Annotated in this window: 16 protein-coding genes; 8 read left to right on the top strand and 8 right to left on the bottom strand. The window is 38.7% G+C overall.

Annotated features, from left to right (window positions below; all coding sequences use genetic code 11):
• Nucleotides 1-63: 63 nt before the first annotated feature.
• Together JYB62_RS08925 and JYB62_RS08920 are read right to left on the bottom strand one after the other, a co-directional pair.
• Complete coding sequence (locus JYB62_RS08925; protein ID WP_205645045.1) at nt 64-1,566, bottom strand: polysaccharide biosynthesis C-terminal domain-containing protein; 1,503 nt, start codon at nt 1,564-1,566, stop codon at nt 64-66.
• A 15-nt stretch (nt 1,567-1,581) separates the two neighbouring features.
• A complete protein-coding gene (locus JYB62_RS08920; RefSeq protein WP_205645044.1) occupies nt 1,582-2,367 on the bottom strand; it encodes an enoyl-CoA hydratase/isomerase family protein in 786 nt (261 codons plus the stop codon).
• A 211-nt stretch (nt 2,368-2,578) separates the two neighbouring features.
• Between JYB62_RS08920 and JYB62_RS08915 the strand changes: the two genes are divergently transcribed.
• From JYB62_RS08915 to JYB62_RS08880, 8 genes are all read left to right on the top strand, one after another.
• Complete coding sequence (locus tag JYB62_RS08915) at nt 2,579-4,033, top strand: NADP-dependent isocitrate dehydrogenase (protein WP_205645043.1); 1,455 nt, start codon at nt 2,579-2,581, stop codon at nt 4,031-4,033.
• A gap of 105 nt (nt 4,034-4,138) precedes the next feature.
• Entirely contained in the window at nt 4,139-5,428 is a 1,290-nt protein-coding gene (locus JYB62_RS08910) for a glycosyltransferase family 4 protein (protein ID WP_205645042.1), read from the top strand.
• Between the two features lie 120 nt (nt 5,429-5,548).
• Entirely contained in the window at nt 5,549-6,688 is a 1,140-nt protein-coding gene (locus JYB62_RS08905) for a DUF819 family protein (RefSeq protein WP_205645041.1), read from the top strand.
• Between the two features lie 535 nt (nt 6,689-7,223).
• Nucleotides 7,224-8,162 carry an RraA family protein gene (locus JYB62_RS08900; protein WP_205645040.1) on the top strand — a complete coding sequence of 313 codons (939 nt, stop codon included), beginning with the start codon at nt 7,224-7,226 and terminating at the stop codon, nt 8,160-8,162.
• 26 nt (nt 8,163-8,188) lie between these two features.
• Nucleotides 8,189-9,466 (top strand): mandelate racemase/muconate lactonizing enzyme family protein, encoded by a 1,278-nt coding sequence (locus JYB62_RS08895; protein WP_205645039.1) that lies wholly within the window; start codon nt 8,189-8,191, stop codon nt 9,464-9,466.
• A 111-nt stretch (nt 9,467-9,577) separates the two neighbouring features.
• Entirely contained in the window at nt 9,578-10,483 is a 906-nt protein-coding gene (locus JYB62_RS08890; RefSeq protein WP_205645441.1) for an RraA family protein, read from the top strand.
• A 110-nt stretch (nt 10,484-10,593) separates the two neighbouring features.
• Entirely contained in the window at nt 10,594-12,078 is a 1,485-nt protein-coding gene (locus tag JYB62_RS08885; protein ID WP_205645038.1) for a mandelate racemase/muconate lactonizing enzyme family protein, read from the top strand.
• 90 nt (nt 12,079-12,168) lie between these two features.
• Nucleotides 12,169-13,266 carry a bile acid:sodium symporter family protein gene (locus tag JYB62_RS08880; protein ID WP_394369693.1) on the top strand — a complete coding sequence of 366 codons (1,098 nt, stop codon included), beginning with the start codon at nt 12,169-12,171 and terminating at the stop codon, nt 13,264-13,266.
• 5 nt (nt 13,267-13,271) lie between these two features.
• Here the strand turns inward: JYB62_RS08880 and JYB62_RS08875 are convergent, their stop codons facing one another.
• The 6 genes from JYB62_RS08875 to JYB62_RS08850 form a co-directional block, all read right to left on the bottom strand.
• Nucleotides 13,272-13,691 carry a nuclear transport factor 2 family protein gene (locus JYB62_RS08875; protein ID WP_205645037.1) on the bottom strand — a complete coding sequence of 140 codons (420 nt, stop codon included), beginning with the start codon at nt 13,689-13,691 and terminating at the stop codon, nt 13,272-13,274.
• 238 nt (nt 13,692-13,929) lie between these two features.
• Nucleotides 13,930-14,637: a class I SAM-dependent methyltransferase gene (locus JYB62_RS08870; RefSeq protein WP_205645036.1), complete on the bottom strand. Its 708-nt coding sequence runs from the start codon at nt 14,635-14,637 to the stop codon at nt 13,930-13,932.
• A gap of 25 nt (nt 14,638-14,662) precedes the next feature.
• Entirely contained in the window at nt 14,663-15,529 is an 867-nt protein-coding gene (locus JYB62_RS08865) for a cation diffusion facilitator family transporter (RefSeq protein WP_205645035.1), read from the bottom strand.
• Between the two features lie 95 nt (nt 15,530-15,624).
• Nucleotides 15,625-16,932: an APC family permease gene (locus JYB62_RS08860; RefSeq protein WP_205645034.1), complete on the bottom strand. Its 1,308-nt coding sequence runs from the start codon at nt 16,930-16,932 to the stop codon at nt 15,625-15,627.
• A 135-nt stretch (nt 16,933-17,067) separates the two neighbouring features.
• Nucleotides 17,068-18,825 (bottom strand): arylsulfatase, encoded by a 1,758-nt coding sequence (locus JYB62_RS08855; RefSeq protein ID WP_205645033.1) that lies wholly within the window; start codon nt 18,823-18,825, stop codon nt 17,068-17,070.
• 60 nt (nt 18,826-18,885) lie between these two features.
• Entirely contained in the window at nt 18,886-20,019 is a 1,134-nt protein-coding gene (locus JYB62_RS08850) for a DEAD/DEAH box helicase (RefSeq protein ID WP_205645032.1), read from the bottom strand.
• Nucleotides 20,020-20,079 lie beyond the last annotated feature (60 nt).

Below are 20,079 nucleotides of genomic sequence, written 5' to 3'. Positions count from 1 at the left end.
TCTTTTTTTGATAACCACGTATTTAATATAATTGATTCCAAAAGCAGATGAAATATTAATAATTTATTTTGTGCTTCGCTTCAAATAGAATTTGATTTGATCTTTTTCTAAGAGAAAGATGAAGGCTCCAAAAATCAATACTAAGCTATTTTTAACGATAAAATTTACTATAAAATGTTCAAGGTCTAAGTAATACCCTCCATAACTCATCCCAAAACCTAAAATCAAATAGAAAATATCTTTACCAGTTTGATAGGGAATTGGGTAGTATTTCTGACCATAAAAAAAGCACAACACACACATAATCAGATAGCATCCCAACGTACTTAGGGCAGCTCCAAAATATCCCCAAATTGGCAACAGGGACCAAATGATCACGATGGATGCAATCGCTCCTGCCAAAGTGATCCAAAAGCTATATTTGGTCTGATCAGTAATTTTAAACCAAATGGAAAGATTAAAATAAATTCCCAAAAGTAAATATCCCATTAATAAGGTTGGTACGATAAATAAGCCTTCCTCATAACCAGGACTTCTCAAAAACAGAGGTCCAATCCAATTTAAATTGACCGAAATTGCAATCATTAATATGGTACAAAATACAATGAAGGCGTGCATGACCTTGGCATAGAGCAAAGGGGAATTCTTATCATTGGATTTTTTGAAGAAAAATGGTTCTGCTGCATACTTAAACGCCTGAATAACCAAATTCATCAATATGGCCAATTTGAAATTGGCACCAAAGATTCCTGCGGCTTCACGGGTAGAGAGTCCTGTGTAGTAGTTTTCTGGTAATAAATATTCGAATAAAAGTCTGGATATTAGTTCATTTGTAACTCCCGCAAGTCCCATGAATAAGAGTGGGATGGAGTACTTCCACATAGGAAAGAGGATGGATGAATCCAATTGAAAACGAAACATGCCAGCTTTCCACCAAACAAAAGGTACAATTAGTCCATTTGCAAATAGGTTTGCCAGAAGAATGTATTCTACTCCCCATTCAGATCTGTAGCCAAGGAATCCTTCTGGAATAATCCCCTCATTAATTATAAATGGGAAAGCGACAATTAGGATCAGATTGAACCCAACATTCATCAAGATGTTTAAGATTTTGGCACTGGCAAAAATGAGGGCTTTATTCTCTAATCGAAGTTTGGCGAAGGGAATTGCTAAAATTGCATCGAACGTCAATAATAAAGCAGTCCATCTAAAAAGATATGCCTGTCCAGGATATTCCATCCATTCTGACAAAACTGGAGCAGCTAGGTAAATGGAGGATCCTAAAACCAAGGAACTGGTTACTAATAGAGATTGAGTGGTGCTATAAACTTTAGATGGATCCAGATTCTTTCCTGTGGAAAATCTAAAAAATGAAGTTTCCATTCCATAAGTGAATACAATGTTCAGGAAACCTATTAATGCATAAATCCCAGTAAATGCCCCCATATCCTCTTTGCTGAGGTATGCGGTATATACAATGATTAATAAAAAGTTGATAGACCTGCCTAATATGCTACTGAGACCATAGATCGCAGTTTGGCTGGCAAGTTGTTTTAAATTACTCATAAGGGAGAATAGGGATTACTCTCCTCGGAAATTTGGTTTTCTTTTCTCAAGAAATGCGGTAGTTCCTTCTTTATAATCTCCAGATTTAACGCAGCGGGCAAAGCAGTTTGCTTCAGTTTGAAATCCATTTTCGTCCGACAAGAATGCTGCGTTCACACAATCTATAATCATGCCGATTGCTAAAGGAGCCTTGCTAATTATTTTTTCAATGATCTCTTCAGCTTTACTTATGGCATCTGCTTTAGTAGGTAAAACATGATTTACCAATCCTAATGTTAATGCTTCATTGGCATCAATCATTTCTCCTGTCATCATCAATTCATTGGCTTTGCCTCTTCCAATCAATATGGTAAGTCGTTGCGTGCCTCCATATCCCGGTATGATTCCTAAATTGACTTCAGGTTGACCGAATTTTGCATTCGCAGAGGCAATTCTCATATGGCAGGCCATCGCAAGCTCACATCCTCCACCTAAGGTAAACCCATTAGTGACAGCGATGACTGGTTTATGAAGGTTTTCTATCATGCTAAAAATCTCCTGACCATTTTCGGCAAATTTTCGTGCATTTACTTCGTTCAGCTCGGCAATTTCACTTATGTCAGCTCCGGCTACAAAAGCACGTTCTCCTGCTCCTGTAATAATAACCCCTTTGATAGATTTGCTATCGGCAACTTCATCAAAAATTGCTTTCAATTCTTCAAGCGTATCAAAGTTTAGGGCATTCATCTTATCTTCTCTATTTACTGTTAAATAAAGAACGCCTTCTTTTACCTCAGTCAGAATATTATTGAATTCAGCCATAAACCGTTTATCTGTTTAAAACAAATATACAAGCAGGGTAGTCAATCCCAAATTTTGAGACTTAGAAAAATTTAAGTTTAGTATTCATTTTTGACTTGGATTTTGCTATAAGTCAATAGATTCATCTTATTTAAAATTACCCAAAATTCCCTCGCTCATTTTTATTACTTTTGTGGAAAATTAGTATTATCTATATCCACTATTATAAACTATGTCTTCAAAAAGAAAAATCACAGTGGCTTATGGTGACGGGATTGGACCTGAAATCATGGAAGCAACTTTGTCTATCCTAGAGGCTGCCGGGGCACCATTGGAATATGATGTCATTGAAATAGGTGAGCAAGTATATCTAAAAGGTATTTCTTCAGGAATGGATCCCAATGCATTCGAGTCTTTGAGAGAAACAAAGGTGTTTTTAAAATCACCGATAACTACTCCGCAAGGAGGAGGATTCAAATCTTTGAATGTAACCACTAGAAAGTCATTTGGACTTTTTGCCAATGTGCGTCCATGTAGGGCTTTTTCTCCTTTTGTGCGTACCCATTTTCCAAAAACTGATATGGTTATTGTAAGGGAGAATGAGGAAGATCTATATGCAGGGATTGAACATAGACAAACACAGGAAGTTTATCAGACTTTAAAGTTGATTTCAGAGCCTGGATCTGAGAAAATCATCCGATATGCTTTTGAGTATGCTAAGAAAAATGGCAGAAAGAAAGTGACTTGTATGACGAAGGATAATATTATGAAATTGGCCGATGGTCTGTTCCATAAGAAATTTGATGAAATTGCTAAGGAATATCCTGAAATCGAAAATGATCATAAAATCATTGATATCGGAACAGCTTTGATCGCTGAAAGACCTGAGATTTTTGATGTGATTGTGACATTGAATCTTTATGGTGATATCATTTCAGACGTAGCTGCCCAAGTGACTGGTTCAGTAGGTTTGGGAGGTTCTGCGAATGTAGGAGAAGAAGTAGCTATGTTCGAAGCAATTCATGGTTCTGCTCCTGACATTGCAGGAATGGGAATTGCAAATCCATCTGGATTACTGAATGGTGCTGTGATGATGCTCGTTCATATCGGCATGCCAGAAATGGCCGAAAAAATTTCAAACGCTTGGATGAAAACCTTGGAAGATGGGATTCATACTGGTGATATTTATCAGGAAGGATTATCCTCAAAAAGAGTAGGGACTAAAGAGTTTGCTCAAGCGGTAATTGACCGATTGGGACAAAAGCCTACTAAAATGACTCCAGTAGTCTATGATAAAGAGGATACTGAACCTATGAAAATCACTCTTTCACCAAAGAAAAAAGAGAAGAAAGAACTCATTGGTGTTGATGTTTTCATCGATTGGGATGAAGATAACAGGGATTTCAATGTGATCGGTGAAAGATTAAGAAAAGCCAATGTAGATGGGCTACAATTACAACTTATCACCAATAGAGGAGTGAAGGTTTTTCCAGAAGGAATGAGAGAAACATTCTGTACAGACCACTGGAGATGTAGATTTAAGACTGCAGATCAAAAGGTGATTACACATGATATGGTATTAGCCTTGCTTAAGCAAATTCAAGATCTAGGTTTTGATTTTATCAAAACCGAGCACCTCTATACATTTGATGGTGTGAGAGGATATTCTTTGGCGCAAGGAGAATAACTTGAAAAAATGGCTTAAAAAGGGATTTGGGAAACCATTTCCCTTTTTTATTTCCTTTTTTGAAAAATTGCTTCCTATGCTGTTCTTAGTATCTTATCAATTTTTATGTCAAAAAAAGTTTTAATAATCACGTATTACTGGCCTCCAAGTGGAGGTAGTGGGGTTCAACGTTGGTTGAAATTCGCCAAGTACCTTCCTGAAGCAGGGTGGGAGCCGGTAATTTTCACACCTGAAAATCCTGATTTCGATTTAAAAGATGAGACTTTACTGGATGAAGTTTCTCCTAGATTGGAGGTATTGAAATTCCCAATATGGGAACCTTACCAGCTTCTAGACAAAATCCGTGGTAAAAAAAATAGTCATCCAGGGAGGCTTTTGGAACAAAAAGAACAGGGATGGATTGAGAAAGCAGCTGTCTGGTTAAGGGCTAATTTAATGGTGCCTGATCCAAGAGTGTTTTGGGTCAAACCCTCTGTCAAATTTTTAAGTGACCTAGTCAATTCAGGACAATTCCAAGCTATTATTACTACTGGTCCCCCGCATAGTATGCATTTAATTGGTCGGGATCTGAAGCGGAAAACCGGAGTGTTTTGGTTGGCTGATTTTCGTGACCCTTGGTCTCAATGGGAATTTTTGGATAAACTTCCAATGAAGTCAATGGTGCGAAGAAAACATGCGACAATGGAGAAATCTGTGTTGAAAGAATCAGATGTCATCACTACAATTTCTCCTACTTTTCAGCGAGACTTGAATAAGCTTGCCCATAGGGAAATAAAACTTCTAACCAATGGTTTTGACCCAGCTGATATCCCCGATCATTTCCAGGTAGCGAAAAAAGAACCCAATCGTTTAAACTTAGTCTATTCCGGAATTATTGATTCCATTCGAAATCCAATGCCGCTATTGAATGCAATGAAAGAAGAATTCAAATCTGTAAGCGATCAGGTTTCATTCACGTTTGTGGGAAAGGTTAGTAATCATATTCAAGATCAAATTTCAGCTGATTTCTGGTTAAGAAAACATGTGCATTATGTCGGATATGTCTCCCATGAGGAAGTGTTTGACTTTTATGAAAAGGCTGATGCTTTGGTGTTGATTTTGACCAATACAAAAAATGCGCAGGGTAATATTCCAGGAAAATTATTTGAATACTTAGCAACCAACATCCCCATAATTGCATTAGGAGACCCGAATGGAGATGCTTCCAAAATACTGTCTTCTGTAGGTGCAAATAAAGTAATTGCACATACTGATCATGTAAGGGTTCAAGTTAGACTTCGGGAATTATTTGAATCTTCAGGAGAAGTTAGTTTAAATGCTTCGATTGATCACTATTCCCGAAAAAATTTAAGTTTTCAACTAGCCGAATTGTTAGATAAAAGCTCTGTTTCTTGATTGTAGTAACTAAAGGTAGTTTCTAAAATTCTTCAAAATGGATTTTAAGAATAAGTAAAGTTTTTGACCATTTTAAAAGTCAAAATTCCCGACTTGAAAACTTTTTGACTATTTTCCAACATGACATTTACCGAAGATCCAATCTATGTGAGTGGAATGCTATGCATAGCTGTTTTACTTTCTGTTTGGTTAGCTAAAAATAAAGTCGGGAGAACCATAGGAACTCCAATTTTGGTAATTTTAATCTGTGCTGTTTTTGCCAATTCTGGCATTATCCCCACTGCCACTTCGGGTCACCCTATTTATAATAGCGTATTTTTGTATCTGGCACCCATGGGTATTTTTATTGCCTTATTGGATGTGGATTTGAAAAGTGTGAAAAAGGCAGGGTTTCCCATTTTATTAATGTTTGGAATTGGGGCTTTGGGGACTATTATTGGAGTGTTGGTGGCTTGGTTTTTAGTTCGACCAGAGACGGAAATAGGACCTTTGGCCAATGCTATTGCAGGAATGTACACGGGAACTTATATTGGAGGGAGTATCAATTTTAATGCAGTGGCTCTTGCCTATGAGGTAAATGAGCATGCTGATTTGTTTGCAGCTACGACAGTAGTAGATAATTTAATAGGTACACCTTGGATTGTAATTACCTTACTTTTGCCTCGCTATCTTCAAAAACTTTTTCCGAGAAAAAAAATAATGCCTCCTAGTGGAGAGGTGGGGAAAATAAAAACCCATGAATCCATCTCAATAGGAGCTTTGGCGGCAATTTTTGGTTTGTCCTTCTTGGCAATGGCCTTCTCTAAGCTCTTAAGTTTTTACTTTCCAGTAATTCCCGAAATTATTACTCTGACGACTCTGGCTTTAATTTTAGCCCAATTCCCTTTCATTCAAAGGATTCAGGGCACTCATACCATTGGTTTCTTTTTAATCTTATTGTTTCTAGGAGTGATCGGGACACTATGTGATTTTAAAACACTTTCTGGAATAGGTGACCTTGCAGGAACTTTCATTCTTTTTGTAAGTATTTTGATGCTAGTTCATGGGGTAGTGATTTATGGTTTGGGAGGCATATTAAAGATTGATTGGGATGTGGTGACTGTTGCTTCCCAAGCAAATGTGGGAGGCAATACCACTGCTCTAGCGGCGGCTGAAAGTTTGAATAGACCTGACCTATTAATCCCAGGAATTTTGGTGGGAAGTTTGGGAAATGCGGTTGGGACTTATGCCGGATTTTTTATTGCAGGGATATTGGGCTGATTTTAATATTTGCTTTTGGCTCTTTCAAGAATCCCGATAAGGTAGGGTGAGATTATTTTTAAAAATATTTTAATTATCTGAATTATGTCCAGGTTTCCAGTTTTATGGGAATATCACTTCCTTCTACACATAACCTGATTTGACGAAGCATTTGCCAGCAAATCAACTTTTCAAATCTGTGAAACTCAATTTTGTTGCGAAGAATGTAATCATGTTATAGAAATAGGTGGATATCATAAACCCTGAATCGTTCGAGTATTCTTCTTTCATTTCTAAATGGTTCTGAGGTACTTACAAATCTCTGAGAATTAGGCTTCCCAAATTTGGATTCCAATCCTTTCCCTGGAAAAGAAGTGGATATTATTAATCGATTGACATACCCTAATTCTGAAATTTCAGTAAATTCAGAAAATGTAAATGCTGCAATATCATCTCAAGGACCGGATAATCTTGCTATCAAGGTATAGTGGGACAAATAATTATAATCGGAGCTTGGGATTTACTGAGTCCCGTTTTATTTAAATCATTTCGAATTATGATCAAAAAAATCTCACTCACCCTTGCCTTACTCTTACTTATTGTTTCGGGAGTATTCGCTCAACAGATATCAAAAGAAGAGATGCTCTTTCTGACTCAAAAGTGGACAGGAGAACGATTTGAGGATGGTCGACCAAAAGTATCCGATGATATTTTAAGAAGAATGAAACAAGTTACCCATGACGAAGCTTGGGCTGTGATGAAGAACGAAGGTTACAGATATCAATATGCAGATGGTTGGGGATTAATGATTAATCCAGATAGTGTTTTGGTTGGAAGGGCTTTGACAGCCACTTTTATGCCTGGGCGACCCGATATTCATGATGCGATTGATGAGCGTGGAAAGAATGAAGGGAAACGTGGTCAGAATTCATGGCCAGTGGATCTATTGGTTCCAGGTGATGTATATGTAGTAGATCAGTTTGGTATTCATAATGGAGGCCCTACCATCGGAGATAATGTTGGAAATGCTATTTATGCCAAGTCCGGAAACGGGATTGTATATGATGGAGCAATCAGAGATATAGTAGGATTAAAGGAAATAGGTTCTTTTACATCTTATGTTTCCAGTTATCACCCATCCCATCACAATCAGCCAGGAGACTTAAATACCATGCTGATCGGTATCAACAAGCCAACCAGAATTCACCAAGTAACAGTAATGGCTGGAGATGTTGTGTTGGGAAGAGATGGAGGAGTTTCTTTTATTCCTGCACATTTGGCCGAAAAAGTAGTGGTGACCTCAGAGGTAGTTCGACTGAGGGATATGTTTGGTCATCAGCGGCTTAGAGAAGGTAAATACACAGCTGGTCAAATAGATACTAGATGGTCTGATGAGATTGAAAAAGACTTTTCACAATGGTTAAATGACCATATCGATGAATTGCCGATCGCCAGAGAACAGATACAAGAAATCCTAAAGAAAAGAACCTGGTAACCTAATTGTTAAAATCAATTTCAATCATGAATAACAAAAAATCACGTAGATCCTTCCTTCAAAAAGGTGCTGCTCTTGGATTAACTGGTGCTGGCTTATTGACCAATTTTGGCCAAGGCTTGCAAGCAGCAGTCCACAAGCAAAATAATTATTCCAATCCCTCCGATTTAAAAATCACTGACGTCAAATGTGGATTTGTCCGTGGTGCTGTTTATGTGAAAATATATACCAACCAAGATGTTTGGGGCTGTGGTGAGGCGGTTGATGCCATTCATGGTACTTATTACTTAGTCAAAAGGTTAGGGAATCAACTGAAAGGACAAAATCCTTTAAATCCGAACCGATTGGCTGAACAACTTCGAAAGGGTTCTTTTTTTGGAGGAGCCCAATCAGGAGTTTTTGTCGCTGTACTTACTGCAATTGAAACAGCTCTTTGGGATATTACAGGTAAAGTTTTTAATGTTCCAGTTTACCAACTGTTAGGAGGGAAGTTCCGGGATAAAATCCGTGTGTATTGTGATACTGCACTTTATGCCTCAACCAATCCAACACCAGAGGACTATGCTGCAGCAGCTCGAGATGCCGTTTCCCGGGGTTACAATGCAGTGAAATTTGATGTTGATAATGGTAGAGATCCGAATAAATACGATCGATTCAATTGGACTGCAAACCCAGCCGAAATAGATCGAATGTACAATGCCATAGCAGCAGTAAGGGAGGAAGTAGGTCCTAACATTGATATTTGCGTGGACATGCATGGAAGGTATGATGCAGTCACAGGGATGAAAATGGCTAAAATGTATGAGCCTCTGAACCTGATGTGGTTGGAAGAACCAGTTCCAGCAGATAATCCTGAGGTTTATAAACACATTACACAAGAGACCAGCACTCCTATTTGCGCTGGAGAAAATATCTATCTCGCTTATGGATTCACCAAGCTATTGGCAGATGGAGCACTGGATATCATCATGCCTGATTTGCAAAAGGCGGGAGGATTGGGAGAAGCCCAACGCATCGCAAATTTGGCTAATCTGTATTATGTGCCTTTTTCACCCCATATGGTTGCCTCATTTCTTGGTGCGATGGCAAGCTGCCATGTATGTGCTTCAGTTCCAAATTTTCAAATTATGGAATGGCAGATCTACATGGACAAGGATGATCTTTGGAAAGATATCGTGACCTACGATGGACCAAGAACCGAAAACAGCTTTATCACGCTTTCTGAAAAACCAGGCATTGGAGTAGAGATCAATGAAGAAGGTATGAAAAAACATGCCGTTCCCGGTATTCCCTTTTTTGAGTAGACACTAACTCTTTTCCATCATCATTTAATTTTAACCAGTAACCCAAAATGACTAATGAATTTTAAATTTCTACAAAAAAGCTATCCTTTTGCTTTAGTGCTTTCTTGCATCATGATGCTTCCGATAGGAAAAGCAACTGCACAAAATGTTGGTGCTTCCCCTGAGTATATTAAAGCTTTAACTTCTCAATGGACGGGCGAGCGATTTCCTGATGGAAGACCTAAAGTATCTGATTCTATACTTGAACGATTAAAAAACATTTCGATTGAAGAGGCTTGGGGAGTTTTGAGAAACAAAGGATTTCAAAATCAATACGAAGGTGACTGGCAAATTATGCTGCCAGACGAGGCGATGACCGGCCGGGTAGTAACTGCCCAATACATGCCACTCAGGCCTGATCTTGAAAAACAAGTGAAAGATCAAGGAGTGGAAAAAGAAGGCCGATCTCCAAAAGGAGGGACCAATTCCTGGCCAATAGATGTACTCGTGAACGGGGATGTTTATGTGGCAGATGGGTATGGGAAAATTGCGGACGGTACATTAATTGGGGATAATTTAGGAAATGCAATTTTTGCTAAATCTCAGAGAGGTGTGGTATTCAATGGTTCGGTTCGCGATCAGGAAGGCCTTTCTGAAATTGAAGGATTTAATGCTTGGATCAAAGGACAGGATCCATCTTATATCCAACAAATGATGCTTATCTCTATTAATACCCCCATTAGAATTGGGCGTGCGACCGTGCTTCCCGGTGATGTGGTGTTGGCAAAAAAATATGGAGTGATTTTTATACCTGCCTTTTTGGTGGAGGAATTGGTCTTGACTTCCGAAGTGACTGGCCTAAGAGATGAGTTTGGTCATCAAAGGCTTCGGGAGGGGAAATACCTTGCTGGACAAATTGATAGCCAATGGACAGAGGAAATCAAAAAAGACTTTTTGGATTGGTTGAATAACTATCCTGGAAAACTACCTATGACGAAAGAGGAATTAGATAATTACCTAAAAGAGAGGAATTACTAATCACTTCATTTTTAATGTGGCAAGGACTAAAGGCCTTTCTCAGACTTATTTTAGCCGGTTAATATAAACTGACCTTCAATCATATTGATTTAACAATAACCCTGCATATCATGAAAAATACCCTAAAAGAACTCATTGAAAAGAACAAAATAAGAGAGCAGCAATATATTGCCCAACGCCAAGCAGAAATTGATAATCCTCTGACAAAAGATAACAGAAGAGATTTTTTGAAGAAGACTGCTTTGGGAGGACTGAGCCTTTCCGCACTGATGGGACTTAGTATAGAAGACACCATGGCAGAAACAACCAAAAATGTGCGTAGAGCTTCTTCTCCCTCAGATTTGAAAATTACTGATTTGCGTTATGCACATACTGCAGTAATGGGAGGTACAGCTATTCTTAGAATAGATACCAACCAAGGAATCTATGGATTGGGGGAGGTTAGAGACGGCGCTGACCCAAAATATGCCTTGATGCTTAAGAGTAGGATTTTGGGAGAAAACCCATGTAATGTGGAGAAGGTTTTTAAAATCATCAAGCAATTTGGGGGGCAATCCCGTCAAGCAGGAGGAGTATGTGGAGTAGAAATGGCCCTTTGGGACCTTTGCGGAAAAGCCTATAATGTTCCAGCTTGGCAGTTATTGGGAGGAAGGTATAGAGATTCTGTGAGGTTGTATGCGGATACTCCTGAGGCAAGTTCACCAGAGGAGCAATTAAAACTTATTAAATATAGAACCGAGGAGCAAGGATACACTTGGCTAAAAATGGATGTTTCCATTGGTGAAATCATGGATATTCCAGGATGTATTGTCAACCCTGAGATTTTCAAGCAAGGGAAAAGCCAGTGGCAAGGAGGATATATGTCCTATGCGAATACCGCCCATCCTTTTACTGGAGTCCAAATAACAGAAAAAGGTTTGGACGAACTTGCCAAGATAGTGGATCACGTCAGAGGAATGGTAGGTTATGAAATACCACTTTCTACTGATCATTATGGACATTTTGACTTGAACAATTGTATCAGACTGGGGCAAGCATTGGATAAGTACAGACTTGCCTGGCTTGAGGATATGGTGCCCTGGCAAATGTGGGAACAACATAAGACCATTACTACTGCATTAAATACTCCTACTACTACGGGAGAGGATATTTACCTACTTCAGTATTTCAAAGATTTAATTGATAATCATGCAGTGGATATCGTGCATCCGGATTTGGCCTCTTCAGGGGGGCTTTTGGAGACCAAACGCATTGCCGACTATGCCGAGGAAAAAGGAATTGCCATGGCCATGCACCAGGCAGGTACCCCAGTATCCTTTATGGCAAATGTTCACTGTGCAGCTGCCACACAGAATTTCCTTGCTCTGGAACACCATTCGGTAGATGTTCCCTGGTGGGAAGATATGGTCACCATGACCGGAGGAGGAAAAATAATTGACAAAGGTTACGCGCCAGTTCCTCTGGAAGCACCTGGATTGGGGATTGAATTAAATGAGGAAGTAGTGAAAGCTCACTTACACCCTTCAGACAAGTCATATTTTGCACCCACTGATATGTGGAACGATAAGCGTTCTCATGATAGAACTTACAGTTAAGATTCCTATTTTACCTTTTGATAAAACCGGAAACTTGCTCCAAATCTTGTTTTCGGGTTAATTTCATGAGCATTCACCCAAAATACCTTCATTTTGAATCCAAGAATCACAAAATCTCTTTCAATTCTTTCAATTGCGCTATTTGTTGGAGCGGTTGGAACTAGCCTGTTTCTAGGAATTGAATATGCAAGCTTTTTATGGATTGGCTTTTTCTTTATTTGTGCACTTTCATTTTTGGGAAGTGAAAAATTAAAGGGATATGCATATTCTATGATGATCTTTGGGTCTGTTGCGCTTGCACTCTATTTTCCCCAATATTTCCTTGAGTACCAAGGTTTTAAATTTAGTGCCTTGATTGTTCCCTTGATTCAAGTAATAATGTTTGGTATGGGGACTTCCATGAGTATTAAAGATTTTTTGGGAGTCGTAAAAATGCCTAAAGGAGTACTGATTGGGGTATTATGTCAATTTTCCATTATGCCTTTCATTGGCTTTACACTCGCTAAATTAAGTGGGTTCCCCCCAGAAATTGCAGCAGGGATGATTCTGATAGGCTGTTCTCCTAGTGGTATGGCTTCAAACGTGATGAGTTTTTTAGCGAAAGCTAATTTAGCACTTTCGATCACCGTAACTTCCATTACTACGCTATTAGCTCCATTTGTAACTCCCTTCCTCATGGGATGGCTGGCAGGAGAATTTGTAGCAATTGATGTAGTGGATATGATGTTCAGTATTGTGAAAATGGTGATTATCCCAATTGGTGCAGGGCTGGTCTTTAATTATTTTCTGCGAGGTAAATCCAAATGGCTGGATGATTTGATGCCAATTATTTCCATGGCTGCCATTGCTTTGATTTTAGTTGTTATTGTGGCTGCTGGACGAGATAGCTTGTTGGATATTGGGCCAATGCTTATTGTTATGGTCATATTCCACAATCTTGCAGGATATCTATTGGGTTATTGGTCAAGCCGTTTATTTAGGCTGAGCGAGCGAGATTGTAGAACAATTGCTATTGAAGTGGGAATGCAAAATGGTGGACTAGCTTCCGGAATTGCCAAAGAAATGGGGAAAATAGCCACTGTAGGCCTAGCTCCGGCGGTATTTGGGCCATTTATGAATGTGAGTGGTTCCATCCTCGCGTCCTATTGGCACAAAAAACCAATTCCAGAGGAAAGTCCTTATACCTAAACTTCTTAAGTTAATTTATATGCTTGTCTGGCCCGCAATTTCCACTGGCCTTTTTCTTTATGCCAGAACATAATTACTCCGATTTCTATGTGGTTGGTTTGGTCTCCATTTACCAAATCAGCAGCCAGTATATGTCTTACAATTGCCGTATTTTTTTCAATCTGAATGGTTTGATCTTTAAAAGTAGCGGTTGCAAAATCTGATACACCACTGACTAAGGCTTCTATAAACTCAGTTTTATTTTCGATTTTTCCATTAGAATGTCCATAGCTCAGTCTATCGGAACTAAGCGCTTTTAAGCTCGCTTCGGTAGGATCTATGAGAGCTAGTCTTAAGGCTTCTACTTTTGTGGCTATTTCTTGTTCTGTTTGCGCAAAAACAAAACTAGAATACAAGAAAAGTGCAAGCGTGAAAAGGATTTTCATAGGCGAATTATTAGGTTGAATGGTTTGAAAAATAAAGAATTTGTTGAGATAATTTTTCAACCATAAAACACATTAAGATACATAAAATGAGTTGATAATTTTATTTGCAACTTAATGATTATTAAGTGGTAATGTTTTTCTGTTAAAAATAGATTAACATCCTAAAAAGTTATACTAGCGAGTTTTAAAGCAAGAATTTACAGTATGAAAAGGGTGACGGTAGAAAGCGAAAGCTCATTTATTTAATGCCTCCAAATGCGCCGAAGCACATGTTTTTATGTAGAATTTCAGTACTGCTAAAACCTACCTTTTTCATTAATTCTAATTGGAAACTCATAGACCTTGGCGAATCTTCTTTGTCAACATAGGCAAGGACTTTTTGACGGTATTCTTTATCGACCAAAGCCTCTAAATAATCTCCATATCGCTCCCAGGTGTAGTCATTCAAAATGGAGTTTTCTTGAGTGATCAAGTCTGATATCATCAAACATCCCCCTGGCTTGAGTAAATGATAAAGTTTAGTAAAGGTGCTTTCCCAATCTTCATCATCTCGTAAATGGTGTAAAACTGCACCTGCTAAAATTATGTCGTACCCGTGATCATCCAGTTCTGCAATACGGATGTCTTCTTGAATGCATTTTACTCTTCCTAGAGCAATTTGTTTAACTCTTTCTTCTGCTTTTTGGAGCATAGGTAAACTCAAATCCACTAAAGTACAATTGAGATGGGGAAGCTTGGAAAGCATTTTTAAGGTATAGTTTCCAGCGCCACAACCAATGTCGAGCAATTGCTTTGCATGGGGAACGATCCTTTTTGCTGCTTCAGTGATTAGCTCAAGAGAAACCTGTGCATCGATTGTTGAAAGTTGACCCGTGTCTAGATTTGAAAACCGTTCTACATCCTGGTCAAATCGAGCTCTTAATTCCTCAATTGTGGATTTTTTCATAGCAATAATTTAAAAAACCGATTTCCTAAAAAGGTTCTATATGAATAAGTAGATGTCCTATCTCAGGGATTTCCTTTTGAAGTTTATCTTTCAATAAATGGGAGATTCGATGTCCTTCTTTCACGGTTAGATTACCTTCCACCAAGGCATGTAAGTCCACATGGTAATCCATACCTGCTTTTCTAATGTAGCATTTTTCAGTTCCCTTGACCCCTTTTACTTCAATAGCTATTGTCCTAATTTTCTCAATTAAATCCTCATGATTATTTTCATCCATCACCTCTGATAAAGCCGGTCTGAATATTTTATAACAGTTGTACACGATGAAAACCACAGCTACCAGAGCTGCATAATCATCAGCTACTTCATATCCTTCTCCAAAATATAATGCAATTGAAATTCCTATAAATGCAGCGATGGAAGTAATTGCATCACTTCTGTGGTGCCAAGCTTCCGCTTTTAATGAATCGGAGTTTATTTTTTTACTTCTCCTAATGACAATTTGATAGGAAGATTCTTTCCAGATAATAATAGCTGCCAATACCCATAAGGTGAAGCTTTCAGGCAACTTGTGTGGAATTCGGATATGTTGGATCGCTTGATAGGCTATAGTAGCCGCAGAAACTATCAGAAAAGCAACTACTAAAAAGGTGATCAGGGGTTCTGCTTTTCCATGCCCATAGGGATGGTTTTCATCCGCTGGCCGATTGGCATAGCGAAGACCCACTAAGACCAAAATGGATGCAAATACATCGACCACAGATTCAATTCCGTCCGCAATTAATGCGTATGAATTACCAAAAATTCCTGCTAAAAACTTTATAGTTGCCAAGGCGACATTTCCCAGCATACTGAAAATCACGGTGCGTATGGCAAGGTTTTTATTTGTCATTTTTGGTCGAAATTGGAGTGGGATATCCACTTTTACTTAAATGCTTGGCAAAGGTCAGCCTTTGAATGCAGCAAAAGAAACTTTATGCCTACTTTTTATGCCACCTTACTTTGCCTTTTTCCTAACCAATATAAAATTGAACCAATTAAAATCAAGACTGCAGTTAACCAAACAGAAGTCCAGCTCACTTGAATCATCAACCAAAGACAGGCTAAAATTCCAAGAACAGGAATTAGAATTCCTCCCTTGAGAATAAATGGGCTTTGTTCTTTAAATCTAGGACGTAAAACAGGAATTGCTGCACAGCTCATCATGAATAAAAAGAGTCTTGACAAGACAGTCATCGCAGCTAGAAATGTAAATGTTCCAAAAGCTGCCAAGGCAAAGGCAACTATTCCGAAAAATAGTACAGAATTGGCTGGAGTCAGGTATTTTTCATGTACACTACCGAACCATTCAGGAAGAGATTTCTCCAGAGATAAGGCGTAGGTGATCCGGGTCGCTGAAAACATAGATCCAATTAAATTTGCGATCACTGAGGTCGCAACTCCAATCATTAAGATTACCGCACCTGTACTCCCGAATAAAGAAGAGGAAGCATCCAATAGTGGGGTGCTACTAGTTGCCAAATCAGGAACGGCTGCCTGAGTTACCAATTGGATCAACATATACAATACTGCGACGATAACTAGACCCAATATTAAGCCCAACGGCATGTCTCTTTCAGGTCTTTTGGCTTCACCAGCAGGGACTACTGCCCCTTCAAATCCGACAAAGGCATAAATTAACAATAAAGCTGCCGCACCTAAATTGGAACCTTCGGGAAGTGGGCTTCCAAAATTTGGTAAAACTTCAGGGCCTAATAGTATAAATCCTCCAAACACTAAACCAATCAAGACGGAGAATTTGATGATCGTAAATAAGGTCATAGAACGAATGGATTCCACAGACCCAAGAATGTTGATCAGGCTTAATGCCCCACAGGTAATTGCAAGTGAAATGAGTCTTCCATATCCTTCCGCTGCTGCAGGTAAAAAGTAACCGATGCTATCTGTTAACAAAACCGTGTTGGCGGCAAATGAAATCAATCTTGCCAAATAGTAAAGCCAACCACCTTGAAAACCAATAAATGAACCAAAAGCTAATTTCCCATATTTGATTGGCCCTCCAGTTCCCTTGAAATAGCTTCCTAATTCGGCAAAACATAAAATGACTGGAAGCATTAACAGTGCACAAAATGCGTAAACCAAAACACTGTATTCTCCGGCTAATCGAGCTGCCCCTGAGGGTAATCCAAAAATTCCCGCTCCAATAAGTCCATTAACCACTAGCATCCAAACTCCCCAAAGCCCTAAGTTTCTTGGTAATTTTTCTTGCACTTCGGCATTGGATGATTTCGGCATGGATTTTCTTTTTTCAATTTTTAGGATTTAAAAAGATAAGCCAAAAATTGAATCTATTAAAAATGAATTATAAGTGCTGGTTGATTTTTTGATTATAGGCATCACCCCTTCATGGATTTATTAATATATCAGCCATTATTTTTTATGGATTTCTACCCAAAAAGGGAAAATTTGTTTTCCATTTACTTGATAAAAAGGGATGATTTGGGTTTTCATTTCAGGAAGTTGAATGTCCTTCATTTCAATAAATTCTACTTCTCCTTCTGACTCTATTTTTGTTTGATTTACTATAGGGCCTGTTTCCAAGTACATGGTGCCTTGAGAAGGTACATCTTTCACGAATTTGAATGTAAAGTCATAGGTTCCAGAAGCTAATAACACGTTCCAATATCCATAAATCTCCTCTTGTGCCCAGATACCTCTTTGACCTGCAGCATCATTTCGGTTTAGGAATACAGGGTTCTCTTCCTCAAAACCTACCTGGATGAGAGGTTGATTTACCAAGTGTTTTTCCTGAATTAATTCCTCATAAAATTCATCCATTTCAATCTTTAGTTCCCTCCCTTTGGAAGTTTTAGTGGAAATGAGATTTGTTTGTTCGTACGGATCTTCGGTCAAGTTGTATAGCTCAAAATCTTCTAAGGGAGCTTGATAGTCAGTTTTTCCAACTAGTTTCCAACCGGAATTTTGAATGGAAATGTTATTATACCTTTCTGGATATTTGCGGTTCCAATAAGAGAAAAAGCTTCGGTTTTGAAAATTGCTTGCATCCCCATTCATCAAGGGGATTAAGCTCTTGCCATCGATTTTGCGGTCATTAGGTAAGTCAATCCCCACTACTTCTGCGATGGTAGGTAAGATATCCAAATGAGCAGTTAATTGATCTATCTTCTTACTTCTTTGGTATTTTTCAGGATAATGAATCAAGAGAGGTGCTCGCACTCCTCCTTGAAAAACATTCCCTTTGAGTCCTCGAAGTCCTGATACATATCGTTGTTGTTGAGGTCCATTATCTGTCAAAAAGATAATAATCGTACGGTCATCAATTTCCAACTCTTCCAATTTGCTAAATAGCTTATTCAGATTGTCATCGATGTTTTCTACCATGGCATAGACTTTTCTAGCATCTTCTTTTTGGGATTCAGACATCGGGTAAAATGGTTTGCCATCTTCTCCAAATCCTTCACTGGGATCTAAATCTTTATATTTTTGATAATACTCATCGGGGACTTGCAAAGGGGTATGAGGAGCATTAAAAGAGAGATAGGTGAAAAATGGTTGGTCTTTATTGTTCTCTATAAACTTGATCGCCTCTTCGGTAAAGATGTCAGAGCAATAACCTTGATAGGATTGTTGTTGATTATTATGCCAAAGGACTGGATCAAAATAGCTTCGATTGCCTTGATAATAGGTTGTAAAATCACCCACCTGTCCCATACCCCCTGATAAGTGAATCAACGATTCATCAAACCCCTGATCACTGGGACGCATGGGGAAGTTGTCCCCCAAATGCCACTTGCCAAAAATACCTGTTACATAATGTTTTTTCTTCAAAAGCTCCGCAATGGTAATTTCCTCAGTGGACATCATAGCTCCTCCATTATAAGTGTCTCTGATTCCTGTACGGAGGGAATAGCGTCCGGTCATAAGACTGGATCGGGTAGGGGCACAAACCGGAGATACGTAAAAATTTGTAAACTCCACACTTTCTTGAGCGAGTTGGTCGAGGGTTGGAGTAGAGATATGTGGGTTTCCTGTGAAGCCAAAGTCTCCATAACCTTGATCATCCGTAATAACTAAGATGATATTTGGTGGAGTATTTTGGGAAAATACATTCGTATGAAGAATTAAAAAAGTAAGAAAAATACTGACTAATCTTGTGTAGGGCGTCATTTTTTGGAGGGCTTGTTCTACACAAAAGATCCTCTAAAAAAATGGGAAATCAAATAGTTTTTAAAGATCTAAGTCATCTGTGCTTCTCAATTGAACATGCTTTTTCATCTTTTTCTGGATGATTTTAAAGTGGTGCAAATCTTCTTCAGTGATCAGTGAAATGGCTTCTCCTGTGGCCCCGGCCCGTCCAGTTCTTCCAATTCGATGTACATAATCTTTGGGAGAACGTGGGAGTTCAAAGTTGATCACCAAAGGTAAAAACTGAATATCTATTCCCCTACCGGCCAAGTCAGTAGCAACCAAAACCTGAGTTTTTCCAGACTTGAATCTTGCCAATGCTTCAATTCTGGCACCTTGACTTTTGTCCCCATGAAATGCAATGGCATCGATGCCATTCTTTACTAATTTTTGGACTACGTTATTGGCAGTTCGGATGGAAGAGGTAAATACTAGGATTTGAGTCCAATTGCCATTTTTGATAAGATGTCTTAATAGAGGACCTTTCTTTTCAGCGCTGACTCTATAGGCATATTGATTGATCAGATCAACATCAAGTATTTCCGGTTTGACAGTTATGCGCTTAGGATCCTTGAGAAGGGAGGAAATCATTTCTTCCAAAGTCTCATCCATGGTGGCGGAAAATAGGATGTTTTGCCTCTTTTTAGGGATTTCTGACAATATCTGATTTACTTCTTCACGAAACCCCATATTCAAGACCTTGTCCATTTCATCGAGTACCAAGATTTCTACTTCTGAAAGTGACAGCGCATTTTGTGATATTAAATCCAATAATCTTCCCGGAGTAGCAACCAAAATATCTGTTCCATTCATCTTCATCATTTGAGGATTGATGGAGACCCCTCCAAATACTGATACAGTTTTGACCCTTCTCTCTAAAAACCTTGAAAAGTTATCTGCTACTTGAGCTACTTGAGAGGCCAGTTCTCTAGTTGGAACTAGTACCAAGACAGGGATATTTCTGCTTCGGTGTTCCTTTTTATTTTGTAGGATTTGTAAGATTGGCAAAATGTAAGAAGCGGTTTTTCCAGATCCAGTAGGGGCAATTCCCAAAATATCCTGACGCTTCAAAAATGCAGGGATAGCTTCTGCTTGAATTGGATAAGGTTTCTGGTAATTCGCTTTCTCTATCGCAGAAATCAACTGCTTGTTTAATCCAAGTTCTTTAAAAGTCATATCCTTCATTTTGCACAAAGGTAAGGATGTTCTTTGATAGAATTTATTGGAATCAGGAAT

This window comes from Algoriphagus lutimaris, from assembly GCF_017051705.1.
Classification (GTDB): Bacteria; Bacteroidota; Bacteroidia; order Cytophagales; family Cyclobacteriaceae; genus Algoriphagus; species Algoriphagus lutimaris.
This window is presented reverse-complemented; position numbering and strand designations above follow the sequence as displayed.

Excerpts from the sequence above, each read along its gene's own strand:
- JYB62_RS08925 (WP_205645045.1), bottom strand. The coding sequence starts at position 1,566 with ATGAGTAATTTAAAACAACTTGCCAGCCAAACTGCGATCTATGGTCTC.
- JYB62_RS08920 (WP_205645044.1), bottom strand. The coding sequence starts at position 2,367 with ATGGCTGAATTCAATAATATTCTGACTGAGGTAAAAGAAGGCGTTCTT.
- JYB62_RS08915 (WP_205645043.1), top strand. The coding sequence starts at position 2,579 with ATGTCTTCAAAAAGAAAAATCACAGTGGCTTATGGTGACGGGATTGGA.
- JYB62_RS08910 (WP_205645042.1), top strand. The coding sequence starts at position 4,139 with ATGTCAAAAAAAGTTTTAATAATCACGTATTACTGGCCTCCAAGTGGA.
- JYB62_RS08905 (WP_205645041.1), top strand. The coding sequence starts at position 5,549 with ATGACATTTACCGAAGATCCAATCTATGTGAGTGGAATGCTATGCATA.
- JYB62_RS08900 (WP_205645040.1), top strand. The coding sequence starts at position 7,224 with ATGATCAAAAAAATCTCACTCACCCTTGCCTTACTCTTACTTATTGTT.
- JYB62_RS08895 (WP_205645039.1), top strand. The coding sequence starts at position 8,189 with ATGAATAACAAAAAATCACGTAGATCCTTCCTTCAAAAAGGTGCTGCT.
- JYB62_RS08890 (WP_205645441.1), top strand. The coding sequence starts at position 9,578 with ATGATGCTTCCGATAGGAAAAGCAACTGCACAAAATGTTGGTGCTTCC.
- JYB62_RS08885 (WP_205645038.1), top strand. The coding sequence starts at position 10,594 with ATGAAAAATACCCTAAAAGAACTCATTGAAAAGAACAAAATAAGAGAG.
- JYB62_RS08875 (WP_205645037.1), bottom strand. The coding sequence starts at position 13,691 with ATGAAAATCCTTTTCACGCTTGCACTTTTCTTGTATTCTAGTTTTGTT.
- JYB62_RS08870 (WP_205645036.1), bottom strand. The coding sequence starts at position 14,637 with ATGAAAAAATCCACAATTGAGGAATTAAGAGCTCGATTTGACCAGGAT.
- JYB62_RS08865 (WP_205645035.1), bottom strand. The coding sequence starts at position 15,529 with ATGACAAATAAAAACCTTGCCATACGCACCGTGATTTTCAGTATGCTG.
- JYB62_RS08860 (WP_205645034.1), bottom strand. The coding sequence starts at position 16,932 with ATGCCGAAATCATCCAATGCCGAAGTGCAAGAAAAATTACCAAGAAAC.
- JYB62_RS08855 (WP_205645033.1), bottom strand. The coding sequence starts at position 18,825 with ATGACGCCCTACACAAGATTAGTCAGTATTTTTCTTACTTTTTTAATT.
- JYB62_RS08850 (WP_205645032.1), bottom strand. The coding sequence starts at position 20,019 with ATGACTTTTAAAGAACTTGGATTAAACAAGCAGTTGATTTCTGCGATA.